Source organism: Sulfitobacter sp. PM12 (genome assembly GCF_045586035.1).
In the GTDB taxonomy this organism is placed as follows: domain Bacteria; phylum Pseudomonadota; class Alphaproteobacteria; order Rhodobacterales; family Rhodobacteraceae; genus Sulfitobacter; species Sulfitobacter pontiacus.
In genome coordinates this window covers 2,255,064-2,267,511 of sequence record NZ_CP151529.1, presented here as the reverse complement: position 1 = coordinate 2,267,511, position 12,448 = coordinate 2,255,064, and the positions used below count along the sequence as shown (strand labels likewise).

The 12,448-nt window shown below is 60.6% G+C and carries 8 protein-coding genes; 3 read left to right on the top strand and 5 right to left on the bottom strand.

Annotated features, from left to right (window positions below; translation table 11 throughout):
* Positions 1–94 precede the first annotated feature (94 nt).
* From AADW22_RS11105 to AADW22_RS11095, 3 genes are all read right to left on the bottom strand, one after another.
* Positions 95–775, bottom strand: a complete 681-nt coding sequence (locus AADW22_RS11105) for an orotate phosphoribosyltransferase (protein ID WP_005853893.1) — start codon at positions 773–775, stop codon at positions 95–97.
* Positions 776–869: 94 nt separating this feature from the next.
* A complete protein-coding gene (gene pyrC, locus AADW22_RS11100) occupies positions 870–1,907 on the bottom strand; it encodes a dihydroorotase (protein ID WP_407473729.1) in 1,038 nt (345 codons plus the stop codon).
* Positions 1,908–1,976: 69 nt separating this feature from the next.
* Positions 1,977–2,978, bottom strand: a complete 1,002-nt coding sequence (locus AADW22_RS11095; RefSeq protein ID WP_407473728.1) for a phosphoadenosine phosphosulfate reductase — start codon at positions 2,976–2,978, stop codon at positions 1,977–1,979.
* Positions 2,979–3,192: 214 nt separating this feature from the next.
* On the opposite strand from AADW22_RS11095, the gene AADW22_RS11090 reads away from it, so the two are divergent.
* The gene (locus AADW22_RS11090) at positions 3,193–4,104 is read left to right on the top strand and encodes a MoxR family ATPase (protein WP_037944437.1); all 912 of its coding nucleotides are present in this window, start codon (positions 3,193–3,195) and stop codon (positions 4,102–4,104) included.
* Positions 4,105–4,180: 76 nt separating this feature from the next.
* Positions 4,181–5,443 carry a vWA domain-containing protein gene (locus AADW22_RS11085; RefSeq protein ID WP_407473727.1) on the top strand — a complete coding sequence of 421 codons (1,263 nt, stop codon included), beginning with the start codon at positions 4,181–4,183 and terminating at the stop codon, positions 5,441–5,443.
* Here AADW22_RS11085 and purL read toward each other — a convergent pair.
* Both purL and AADW22_RS11075 read right to left on the bottom strand, forming a co-directional pair.
* Entirely contained in the window at positions 5,440–7,599 is a 2,160-nt protein-coding gene (gene purL, locus AADW22_RS11080; RefSeq protein WP_005853882.1) for a phosphoribosylformylglycinamidine synthase subunit PurL, read from the bottom strand. The two genes, AADW22_RS11085 and purL, sit on opposite strands and share 4 nt — an antisense overlap.
* Before the next feature lie 252 nt (positions 7,600–7,851).
* The gene (locus AADW22_RS11075) at positions 7,852–8,757 is read right to left on the bottom strand and encodes a LysR family transcriptional regulator (protein WP_407473726.1); all 906 of its coding nucleotides are present in this window, start codon (positions 8,755–8,757) and stop codon (positions 7,852–7,854) included.
* 261 nt (positions 8,758–9,018) lie between these two features.
* On the opposite strand from AADW22_RS11075, the gene AADW22_RS11070 reads away from it, so the two are divergent.
* Positions 9,019–12,435: an indolepyruvate ferredoxin oxidoreductase family protein gene (locus tag AADW22_RS11070; protein WP_407473725.1), complete on the top strand. Its 3,417-nt coding sequence runs from the start codon at positions 9,019–9,021 to the stop codon at positions 12,433–12,435.
* Positions 12,436–12,448: the final 13 nt, after the last annotated feature.

Genomic DNA, 12,448 nt, shown 5'->3' with positions numbered 1-12,448 from the left:
CAATCTTTATAAGCTGTGGATAACCTTATCTCTGCGCTAGCGTAGTATATGTCGCGTGATTTTACACCACGCGACACAATATCATGTGGATTGCTTAGGTTTTTTTCCGCGCATCCTGCCACGCTTCTGGCGCGTTCAGGAAGGCTTCGACTTCGGTCAGGGTTTCTGTGTCAAACGCGTTCTGGGCTTTGGCCTCGGCCAGCACATCCCACCAGGTGCACAGGCTGTGCAACGTAACCCCGTGATCGCCCAAGGTCTTTTCTGTCTGCGGAAAAATACCGTAGTAAAAGATCACCGCCGTATGCGCGCAGGTTGCACCAGTATCGCGAATCGCGTCGACAAAGCTGATCTTCGAGCCGCCATCGGTTGTTAGATCCTCGACCAGCAAAACCCGTTGGCCTTCGGTCATTTCACCTTCAATGCGGGCGTTGCGGCCATAGCCTTTGGGCTTCTTGCGCACATAGGTCATGGGCAGCGCCATGCGCTCGGCCACCATCGCCGCAAAGGGGATGCCCGCGGTTTCACCGCCCGCGATATTGTCAAACGCCTCGAACCCCGCTTCGCGCATCACTGTGACGGTCAGGAAGTCCATCAAGGTGGCGCGGATGCGCGGATAGCTGATCAGCTTGCGGCAATCGATATAGGTCGGGCTCGGCAGGCCGGAGGCGAGGGTAAAGGGCTCTGCCGCGTTGAAATGAACGGCCTTGATCTCCAGCAACATCCGCGCGGTCAAGCGCGCCATTTCGGTAGAGTCGGGGTAGCTGGTGGGGATCATGTCATGCGTTCCTTTTGGGGCCTTGGCGTTGAGGGCGGTGGTGGCCGGTCTCATCCTGCTGCGACCGGCAAACTGTCTTTGGTATGGGGGGGCGTCAGTCGGTGACGGACCAGTTCAGCGGCATCATCGGATCGAACACGGTGACCGGCCCGTCGGGCGTGTCGATGTGATCGGGGTAGGTCGCCGGTGTGCGGGTCAGCGTTATCGTCGCCTCGTTCGGGGCCAGCCCGTAGAAATCCGGCCCGTTCAGCGAGGTAAACCGTTCCAATTGGTCCAGCGCGTCTTCCTGTTCAAAGACCTCGGCCAGGATCGACATCGTATTGGGCGCGGTAAAGCAGCCGGCACAGCCGCAGGGCAGCAGCTTGTTCGCGTCCGTGTGAGGCGCGGAATCCGTGCCCAGAAAGAAGCGCGCGTCGCCCGAAGTCGCGGCAGCACGCAGGGCCAGACGGTGGCTTTCGCGTTTGGCGACGGGCAGGCAGTAGTAATGCGGTTTGATCCCACCGGCGAGGATATGGTTGCGGTTGATCACCAGATGGTGCGTGGTGATGGTCGCGCCCATATTACCGGTGCTTTCCGTGACATATTGGGCGGCGTCGGCGGTGGTAATATGCTCCATCACGACTTTCAGCCCCGCATGACGGGTGCGGATCGGGTCAAGCACGCGGTCGATGAACACGGCCTCGCGGTCGAAAATGTCGATCTCGGGGTCGGTGACCTCGCCGTGGGTGCACAGGGGTAGGCCGATCTCGGCCATGCGTTCCAGCACGGGTGCAACATTGTCAAAGTTCGACACGCCGCTGGCTGAATTTGTCGTCGCACCGGCGGGGTAGAGCTTGACCGCGGTGATCAACCCGCTGGCATGGGCGGCGGCCACATCGTCGGGATCGGTATCCTCGGTCAGATACAGGGTCATCAGCGGCTTGAAATCCGCGCCCTCGGGCAGTGCCGCCAGGATACGATCGCGGTAGGCGGCCGCATCGGCGCCGCGCACCACCGGGGGCACCAGATTGGGCATGATGATGGCGCGGGCAAAATGCGCGGCGGTATGGGGCAACACGGCGTCCAGCATCGCGCCGTCGCGCAGGTGCAGGTGCCAATCATCGGGGCGTCGAAGCGTGAGGGTCTGTGTCATGGGCTCCCCGCTAGCACAGGGCGTGCGGGCGCGCTAGTCTCGGGTTGGTCAAAGGAACCGCAGCAACCGTCAGCCGGTGGTTTTGGCTGCATCCTGCGATGGCGTATCCTGTTCCTCTGCGGCCCCGTTTTCCTGTGCGACGCGCAGGGCCAGTTCGGCCTCTAACTGCTTTTTGCGCCGGACAAACCGAGGGGCCGACATATGCCCTGTCACGAAATTGCAAAGCGTGAGCGTCAACGGATCGCGCTGCTCGCGTTCCAGCGCGGCAAGCAGGCCCTTCAGATAGGGGCGGTGATCGCGGCGCGCCCGGGCGATGCGTGCAAAGCTCGCGATTGTCAGCTCGCCATCGGCTGCAAGGGTCAGCAGGTTTTCGAACTGGTCAAGCTCCAGCAGTTTCGATTGCAGCGCCGTGCCCATGCGCCGCATCCGAAGTTTGGTCACATTGGGGCGGGTAAAGAGGCTGGCATGCATCGCGTCCAGCGGCACAGTCGGGTCATAGATCACAAAAGCGGCCTCGGCCGCGTCCAGCATATCGGGGGCATATCCGAACCGGGAGGTGAAATCCGTGCGCCGCATCTCGACAAAGCGATCGTCCCATTCGGTCACGCTGGGGTCCAGCGTCGCTTGCGGCTGGATGGCAACGACCATTGCGCCCGGTGCCGCGACAGAGAATGCCGCAGCCGCATAGCCGCCCGGACCCGCGCCATAAAAGACCACGCGGTCAAAGCTGTCGAAAAAGCCATCGTCGATCAGCCGGTCGAAAAACGCATAAACGGGCGCGTCGCGGAACCATGTATCCCCTTCTGACGCCAGACAAAGATGCGACCAGCCTTCGCTGCGCACCATTTCCCACCCCAAAGGCTGCGCCATCGATGACAAGGCGCGCATCCCGTTGATGGTTTCAAAGCTGACCAGCAGGGTAGAGGATTTTTCCAGAAACATCGCGTGGTGTCGTGACCCGAGCGCTTCATAGAACCCGCCATTCTGCGCGACCTGCTTCACAGCATCCATCCACTCGCTTTTGGAATAGTCCTCAAAAGACGTGTCGAGCGTTACGGCGGTATCGATCATGGTAAACTTCCTCAATCGTATCTGGGCACAGGAAACCCCCTGGCTTTTGGTCTGAGGTATCGGCGCATTAAGGCGAAAATGCGGAGATTTGAAGCACATTTATAGCACATTCTGTGGTCGCTCCAAGGCATAGAGTCTGTTGAACCCCGTGCAGACCCCTTGACCGCGCGGGATCAGAATGCACCACTCGTCCCAATCACAACCGGAGAATGCCATGCAACTGCCCCCTTCGATCGACGCCGTGCAAGAGCTGCTTGCGGGGCAGGGATATGTCTGCGGGCGGCCTTTGGCCACGGTGGTGTTCCTGAGCCTGACCTTGGGCCGGCCGCTGTTCCTCGAGGGAGAGGCAGGCGTCGGCAAGACGGAGATCGCCAAAGCATTGGCGCTGGCCTTGGACCGGAAGTTGATCCGGTTGCAATGCTATGAAGGGCTGGATGCCGCCACGGCGGTCTACGAATGGAACTTCCCTGCCCAAATGGTGGCAATCCGCACGGCTGAGGCCACCGGCGATCGCTCGCGACAGCAGCTCACAACAGAACTCTTTAGCGACGACTTTCTGATCGAACGCCCCTTGCTTGAAGCGATGCGCCCTGACGGACGCGGCGCCCCCATCCTGTTGATCGACGAGCTTGACCGCACGGACGCCCCGTTCGAAGCCTTCCTGCTTGAGGCGCTCAGCGATTTTCAGGTCACGATCCCCGAACTCGGCACGATCAAGGCTCCCGAGCCCCCCATTGTGATCCTGACCTCGAACCGCACGCGCGAGGTGCATGACGCGCTCAAACGCCGCTGTCTTTATCACTGGGTCGATTATCCCGATTTCCCCCGCGAGATGGAGATTCTGGCCGCCCGCGCCCCCGAAGCCTCAGCCGCGCTCAGCCGCGAGGTCGTGGCCTTTGTCCAGCACCTTCGGACCGAGGACCTGTTCAAGAAGCCCGGCGTGGCCGAAACCATTGATTGGGCAAAATGTCTGCTGGCGCTGGATGTGATCAACCTTAGCCCCGAAACCATTGCGGATACGCTTGGGGCGATCCTGAAATACCAGGATGATATCGCCAAACTGCAAGGATCAGAGGCGAAACGCATCCTCGATCAAGCCAAAGCCACGCTGGACGCGACCCCTTGACGGATACTGCCGCTTCCAAATGGTCTAAAATCCTCGGGGGTCCGGGGGCCGACAGCCCCCGGCGGCAGGCGACCTGATGGAACATCTGCCCCTGGAGCTGCCCGATAACCCCAAACTTGCCGGCAATATCACCCATTTCGCCCGTGCCCTGCGTCGCGCCGGTTTGCCTATTGGCCCCGGTCGCGTGATTGACGCAATCCGCGCGGTAGAGGTGGCGGGGTTCACCGATAAAACCGACTTCTACTGGACCCTGCACGCCTGCTTTGTGAATCGTCCTGAACACCGGACCATCTTTGCGCAGCTCTTCCGGCTTTATTGGCGCGACCCGCGGTATCTGGAACATATGATGGCCGCGATGCTGCCCGCGATCCGTGGCGTGCAAGAAAATCGCCCCGCCCAAGCCGCCGAGAAACGCGCGGCAGAGGCGTTGCTGGACGGTGCCGAAGCGCCGGAACGCGACCGCGAAGAACCGCAAGACGAGCGCGAGACAGAGATCGAGGTCGATGCCAGCCTGACCATGTCCTCGCAAGAACGGCTGCGCAGTCTTGATTTCGAACTGATGAGCCTCGCAGAGGTGGCGGAGGCCAAGAAGATGCTGGCGCGGTTGCGCCTGCCGGTCAAACCCATGCCGTCACGCCGTGCCATGACGTCCCCAAGGGGGCGGATCGACGCGGCGCGCAGCCTACGGGCCGCGCTGCGCCGGGGCGGAGAGATGGACAGGCTGGTGCTGAAAACCCCGCGCCCACGCTATCCCAATCTGGTGGTGCTTTGTGATATCTCCGGTTCCATGAGCCAATATTCCCGCATGGTGCTGCATTTCCTGCATGCGGTGAGCAATGCCAAGGGCGCGGGGTGGGCGCAGGTGCATGCGTTTACCTTTGGCACGCGGCTGACCAATATCACCCGCCATCTGGCGACGCGCGACGTGGATGCAGCGCTCAAGGCGGCGGGGGCAGAGGCGCAGGATTGGGAGGGCGGCACGCGCATCGGGGCCTGTATCGAGGCGTTCAACCGCGATTGGTCGCGGCGGGTCATGGGGCAGGGTGCGGTTGTGCTGTTGATCACTGATGGGCTGGACCGCGATGCGCCCGATGATCTGGCGCGACAGATGCAGCGGTTGCATCTGTCCGCACGTCGGCTGATCTGGCTAAATCCGCTGCTGCGGTGGGACGGGTTCGCGCCCAAAGCGGCGGGTATCCGTGCGATGCTGCCCTTCACCGACAGTTTTCGGGCCGGTCACTCGATTGCGTCGTTGCAAGAACTGGCAGAGGTGATCTCCCGCCCCGATGACCGGGGCGAGAAAACGCGATTGATGCAGATGATGGGGGCGACCCCTTAGGCGAAGGTTTCAGCAAAAGCCCCGCGATAGGTCGCCGACAGGTCAGCCAAAGGCGCTTTGACGCCGCCAAAGTTCACTTGATCCCCGCCGAACTTGCCGACGCTTTCCAGATGCAGGCCGGCGTTTTGCGCGGCGATCATCAGGGCTTCGGCCTGATCGAAGTTACAGGCGATCAGATAGCGGGCTTGATCCTCGCCAAACAGAACCTGCGTATCGGCAGAATCCAGGGTCACGCCGACGCCGGCCTCGTCCGCCAGTTCAAAGGCTGCCAGTGCCAGACCGCCATCCGACAGGTCGGTGCAGGCTTTGATCAACGCGCGGTTGGCACGGATGAATTCACCGTGGGCCTTCTCCAGCGCCAGATCGACATGGGGGGCGTCGCCATCGCGGCGGTTGAACACTTCAAGCAGCAGGGCGGATTGTCCGATGTGCCCTTCGGTGGCCCCAAGAACCAAAGCGACATGGCCCTCGCGGACCTCTTTGCCGATGATCTCGTCCGTGTGCTTCAGCAGGCCGACCGCGCCGATGGTGGGGGTGGGCAGAATGCCTTTGCCGTCGGTTTCGTTATACAGCGACACGTTGCCCGATACGATCGGCATGTCCAACGCGGCAACCGCTTCACCGATGCCTTTCAGCGCGCCAACGAACTGGCCCATGATCTCGGGCTTTTCGGGGTTGCCGAAGTTGAGGTTGTCGGTGGTCGCCAGCGGCAGTGCCCCCACGGCGCAGAGGTTGCGGTAGGCTTCGGCCACGGCCTGTTTGCCGCCTTCGACAGGGTTCGCCTTGACGTAGCGGGGGGTCACATCCGAGGTAAAGGCGATCGCCTTGTCGGTGCCATGCACGCGTACGATGCCTGATCCCAGACCGGGGGTGCGGGCGCTGTCGCCCATGACCATTGTGTCGTATTGTTCAAACACCCACGCTTTGGACGCGTAGTTCGGGCTGGAGATCAGCGCGCTCAGCCCGTCGATGGGGTCGATGCCGGGAACATCCGACAGCGGTTCGGCTGCGGGTGTCTCGACATAGGGGCGGTCGTATTCGGGCGCGTTGCCCGAGAGCGCTTTAAGCGGCAGGTCGGCTTTGACCTCACCATTGTGCACGATCAGGAAACGGTCCTCGGCGATTGTTTCGCCTACGATGGCGAAATCGAGGTCCCATTTGTCGAAGACGGCTTTCGCCTCTGCCTCAAGTTCGGGACGCAGGACCATCAGCATCCGTTCCTGGGATTCCGACAGCATCATCTCGTAGGCGGTCATCGCGTGTTCGCGGGTCGGGACCTTTTCGAGGTCCAGACGTACACCAAGGTTGCCCTTGTCGCCCATCTCTACGGCCGAACAGGTCAGGCCTGCCGCACCCATATCCTGGATCGAAATCACGGCACCGGTCGCCATCAGTTCGAGCGTGGCTTCCATCAGGCGTTTTTCGGTGAAGGGGTCGCCAACCTGAACGGTGGGACGTTTGTCTTCGATGGTGTCGTCGAACTCGGCCGATGCCATCGTCGCGCCGCCCACGCCGTCGCGGCCGGTTTTCGCGCCAAGGTAAACGACTGGCATGCCAACGCCGGAAGCGGCGGAATAGAAGATCTTGTCGGTGTCAGCCAAACCCGCGGCAAAGGCGTTCACAAGGCAGTTGCCATCATAGGCGGTGTCAAAGCGCACTTCGCCGCCCACAGTTGGAACGCCAAAGCAGTTACCGTAGCCGCCCACACCCGCGACCACGCCATGCACCAGCTGACGGGTCTTGCGGTGGTCGGGCGACCCGAAGCTAAGAGAGTTCATCGCCGCGATCGGACGCGCGCCCATCGTGAAGACGTCCCGCAGGATGCCGCCCACGCCAGTCGCCGCACCCTGATAGGGTTCGATGTAGGACGGGTGGTTGTGGCTTTCCATCTTGAAGACCAACGCTTGGCCGTCGCCAATATCAACGATGCCCGCATTCTCGCCCGGGCCGCAGATCACCTGAGGGCCTTCGGTCGGCAGGGTACGCAGCCATTTCTTTGACGACTTGTAGGAACAGTGTTCGTTCCACATGGCCGAAAAGATGCCCAGTTCGGTAAAGGTGGGTTCGCGCCCGATGATATCCAGAATACGCTGATATTCTTCGGCATTGATGCCGTGGCTGGAAATCAGGTCTTGGGTGATGGCTGGTTCGGTCATGGTGCGCGTTTTCCCCTAGCAATATGCCACACCTCTTAGATCAAGCGCAGCGCGGGGAAAAGACCTAAGGCTCGTGAAGGGCCATAGCCAAAAAAAAGGCCGAGCACGAAGCTCGGCCGAGTCCAACAGGGAGGTATGAAGTAGCGGCGCGGAGCCGCCCGTCTTCATACCGCCCAATTAAGTGGCGTTCGTGCACGGTTCAAGGATGGAATCGTTAATCTATGACATGTCCGATATGCGGTTTTCGCATAGCTAGTGGGACTCTTTCTCGCGCAGCAGTTTGCGGTGGGTAATGATCTCGTCCTGCACGAAGTCTTTAAAGGCCGCGACCCGCTTGGAGGCGCGCAATTCTTCGGGGTAGGCAAGGAATACGGGCACATCCGCCGACTCGGTCTCTGGCAGAACTTGCACCAGATCGGGGAAGTCTTGGATGAGGTAGTCGGGCAGTACGCCGATCCCGAGGTTGTTGATCACCGCTTGCAATACGCCAAAGTAGTTGTTCACCGTCAGCATCGACCGCACGTCATGCATCATAAGTTGCTGGATCAGGTTCAGGCCCGCATGCACCTGGTTGCTGTCGGTGTTCTGGCAGATCAGACGGTGGTCCGACATATCCTCAAGCCGCCGGGGCGTGCCGTTCGCCGCAAGATAGGCGGGCGAGGCGTACATGCACATCTTGATCATCATCAGCTTCTTGCGCACCAGATCGGCTTGCGACGGCTCTTTCATGCGGATGGCGACATCGGCTTCGCGCATGGGAAGGTCAAGGACGCGTTCTTCGAGCATCAGGTCGACCTTGAGGTCGGGGTATTTTTCGTAGAGCTTCGGCAGACGCGGGGCCAGCCATAGGGTGCCAAAGCCCGTGGTCGTGGTGACACGCAATTCGCCAAAGACTTCTTCCTCGCTGTCGCGGATGCGCGCAGCGGCAGTATCAAGCCGTTTGGACATGGCGACGGTGGCGTCGAACAGCAGCTCGCCTTGTTCGGTCAGGATCAGGCCGCGTGCATGGCGGTGGAACAGGTTGGTGTTCAGCTGCTCTTCCAGTCCGCGGATCTGGCGGCTGACGGCAGATTGCGACAAATTCAGCTTGTCGCCCGCATGGGTCAAGCTGCCCGCGTCCGCCACGGCGTGAAATATTCTGAGCTTGTCCCAATCCATGAGGACTACCTTTATAATGAGCGCAGTGTTCGCAAGAACGGTCATCTTTGCGCGTTTTACAGTTTAAAAACAACCCTCCGACGCGGCGCATCGGTATATGTGCGGTTATCTTATCACGGATAGATCGGGCGGAGGTGCAAAAGATCAAGCCCCGCGCCTTGGCGCTTTATGACCTAGGGTCAGACACAACGCTAGACAGGTCAGCTTTTGTGACCTAGTGTGATGCCATAGCTATTGATTGCACGTAGGGGAGGACGCGCTATGGGTACGCAAAAAATTTCACTAACTGACCGGTATGACCTCGAGAAATCGCCCGTGTTGCTGAACGGCACACAGGCGTTGGTGCGCCTGACGATGATGCAGGCGGCACGGGACAAGGCGGCAGGGTTGAATACCGCCGGATATGTGACCGGATATCGTGGATCGCCACTGGGGGCCGTTGACCTTCAGATGGACCGCGCCGCCAAGACACTGGCCGCGCATAACGTCGTGTTCGAACCGGGCCTGAACGAAGATCTTGCCGCTACGGCCCTATGGGGCAGCCAGCAGGCAGAATTGCGCGGTGAGGGGAAGTACGACGGTGTGTTTGGCCTGTGGTACGGTAAGGGCCCGGGTGTGGACCGCTCTGGCGATGTGATGCGCCACGCGAATATGGCGGGCTCGTCCGCGAACGGTGGTGTTCTGATGGCCATGGGGGATGACCACACGGGTGAATCCTCTACCGTGTTGCACCAGTCCGAATGGGCGATGGTGGATGCCTATATGCCCGTCGTCAGCCCCGCCGGTGTGCAGGAGATCCTGGACTACGGTATCTACGGCTGGGCGCTAAGCCGTTTCAGCGGGCTGTGGGTCGGGCTCAAGACGATGAAAGACACCGTAGAGGCGACATCGGTCGTGAATGGTGACCCGAACCGAATGAAGCTGGTCACCCCGCAGTTCGATATGCCCGACGGTGGGCTGAACATTCGTCTGCAAGACACGCCGCATCTGCAAGAAGCACGGATGATCGACTATAAGCGCTTTGCCGCAGAGGCGTTTAGCCACGCCAACAAGATGGACAAACGCATGTGGGGCAAGCGCGGGGCCAAGATCGGCATCGCGGCAGCCGGCAAGAACTGGCTGGATGTGATCCACGCCATGAGTTTGCTTAACATCGACGAGAACGAAGCCGAACGTCTGGGGATCACGCTCTATAAGATCGGGCAGACCTTCCCGCTGGACATGAAGGGGTTCCATGAGTGGGCCGAAGGGCTCGATCTGGTGATCGTCGTGGAAGAGAAGCGCAAACTGATCGAGGTGCAGATCAAAGAGGCGCTGTTCTCGGATACGCATCGTCGCGTCTATGGCTGGCACAAAGGCGGTGGTGCCGGGATGGAGCATGGCGAAGAGCTGTTCCCCACCCGTGGTGCGCTGGACCCGATCTGGATTGCCGAAAAGCTGGGCGGTATCTTTATCGAGGAAGGCCGGACCACCGATGGCATCAAGGCGGGTATGGAAGCGCTGGATACCGCGCGACGTGCCGATAACGCCGAAGACATCGCTGCGCGTGTGCCCTACTTCTGTTCGGGCTGTCCGCATAACTCGTCAACCAAGCTCCCAGAGGGGAGCCGCGCCTACGCCGGGATCGGTTGCCACTATATGGTGCAATGGATGGATCGCGAGACAACCGGCTTTACCCATATGGGAGGGGAAGGCGCGAACTGGATCGGTGAATCCAAATTCTCGACACGCGACCATGTGTTCCAGAACCTCGGGGACGGGACATACAACCATTCGGGCAATCTGGCGATCCGTGCGGCCATCGCGGCCAAGACGAACATCACCTACAAGATCCTTTATAACGATGCCGTTGCCATGACGGGTGGCCAACACAACGAAGGCGATCTGGACGCCCCGCGTATCGTGGCAGAGGTGAAGGCCATGGGCGTCAAGAATATCGCCGTGGTCTATGACGAGAAAGAAGACGTAGACGAAAAAGCCTTTGGTGGCGTGCCGATGTACGAGCGTGCAGACCTGCAGACCGTGCAAGAGAATTTCGCCAAACACAAAGGCGTCAGCGTCATCGTCTATATCCAGACCTGTGCCGCCGAGAAACGTCGCCGTCGCAAACGGGGGCTGTTCCCCGATCCCGACAAGCGCGTGTTCATCAATACCGATGTCTGCGAAGGCTGCGGGGATTGTGGTGTGCAGTCCAACTGCGTCTCGATCGTGCCCGAAGAAACAGAACTGGGGCGCAAACGGGCGATTGATCAATCCTCGTGCAACAAGGATTTCTCGTGCGTCAAAGGGTTCTGTCCATCCTTCGTGACGCTGGAAGGGGCCAAGATCCGCAAGGATCCCACGACAGAGGTCAAGATCCCCGACCTGCCCATGCCGACCCTGCCTGTGATCAATGGCACGCATAACGTGGTGATCACCGGTGTCGGCGGGACCGGCGTTGTGACCATCGGTGCCGTGCTGGCGCAAGCCGCGCAGATTGACGGCAAGGGCGCTGGGATGATGGAAATGGCCGGCCTTGCCCAAAAGGGCGGTGCCGTACATATCCATTGCCGTATTGCGAACCGTCCCGAAGACATCAGCGCCATTCGCGTGGCAACGGGTGAAGCGGATGCGTTGATCGGGGGCGATCTTGTTGTCTCTGCCGGGACCAAGACGCTTGGCCTGACGCGCGCTGGGCGGACGGGGGCGGTCGTGAACTCGCACCAGATCATCACGGGCGAGTTTACCCGTGATACCGAGTTCCAGATGCCCTACGACCGGCTCACCCTCGCGCTTGAGGCGCGGCTGAAGGATGACGTCGCGCTGTTTGATGCCTCTGATCTGGCGAAGGCGACGCTGGGGGATTCGATCTATTCGAACATGATGATCTTCGGCGCGGCGTGGCAGCAGGGGTTGATCCCGCTGTCGCTGGACAGCTTGCAACAGGCGATCACGTTGAACGGTGCCGCGGTCGAGCGGAACCTGCGTGCGTTTGAACTGGGCCGTTGGGCCGTGCTGCACCCCGAAGATGCCAAGCGCGTGATGACGCCCAATGTTGTCGCCCTGCCGAAAACGCTGGATGAACGGATCGCCTTCCGCAAGGACCACCTGATCGCCTATCAGGGCAAGCGGCTGGCGAAGCGTTATGGCACCATGGTGGACAGCATTACCGACGCGCGCCTGAAAGAGGCCGTGGCCTTGGGCTACCACAAGCTCTTGTCCTATAAGGATGAATACGAGGTCGCGCGCCTGTTGAAATCCACCCGCGCCAAAGTGGCAGAGGCATTTGAGGGGGATCCCAAGCTCACCTTCAACCTTGCGCCACCGATCCTGTCGAAAACCGGCGCGGATGGCCGTCCGATGAAACGGACCTTTGGCGCGTGGATGGAGGGGCCGTTCAACATGCTGGCGCGGATGAAGTTCCTTCGCGGCACGCCGTTCGATCCCTTTGGCCGCACCGAAGAACGCCGGATGGAACGGTCCTTGATCACGCGATACGAGGCCGACATGAAGGATGTTCTGCCCAAGCTGACCGACGCAACCCATGACGCGATTGTCGCCTTGGCAGAGCTTCCCTTGCAGATCCGCGGCTTTGGTCCGGTGAAACAGTCGAATGAAGCCAAGGCCGCAAAGCGGCGCGAAGAGCTGCTGGCCGTCATCCGGTCAGGGGGCACGCAAACCTCGCGCGCGGCTGAATAGGCAGAATAGGCTG

Excerpts from the sequence above, each read along its gene's own strand:
- AADW22_RS11105 (WP_005853893.1), bottom strand. The coding sequence starts at position 775 with ATGATCCCCACCAGCTACCCCGACTCTACCGAAATGGCGCGCTTGACC.
- pyrC (WP_407473729.1), bottom strand. The coding sequence starts at position 1,907 with ATGACACAGACCCTCACGCTTCGACGCCCCGATGATTGGCACCTGCAC.
- AADW22_RS11095 (WP_407473728.1), bottom strand. The coding sequence starts at position 2,978 with ATGATCGATACCGCCGTAACGCTCGACACGTCTTTTGAGGACTATTCC.
- AADW22_RS11090 (WP_037944437.1), top strand. The coding sequence starts at position 3,193 with ATGCAACTGCCCCCTTCGATCGACGCCGTGCAAGAGCTGCTTGCGGGG.
- AADW22_RS11085 (WP_407473727.1), top strand. The coding sequence starts at position 4,181 with ATGGAACATCTGCCCCTGGAGCTGCCCGATAACCCCAAACTTGCCGGC.
- purL (WP_005853882.1), bottom strand. The coding sequence starts at position 7,599 with ATGACCGAACCAGCCATCACCCAAGACCTGATTTCCAGCCACGGCATC.
- AADW22_RS11075 (WP_407473726.1), bottom strand. The coding sequence starts at position 8,757 with ATGGATTGGGACAAGCTCAGAATATTTCACGCCGTGGCGGACGCGGGC.
- AADW22_RS11070 (WP_407473725.1), top strand. The coding sequence starts at position 9,019 with ATGGGTACGCAAAAAATTTCACTAACTGACCGGTATGACCTCGAGAAA.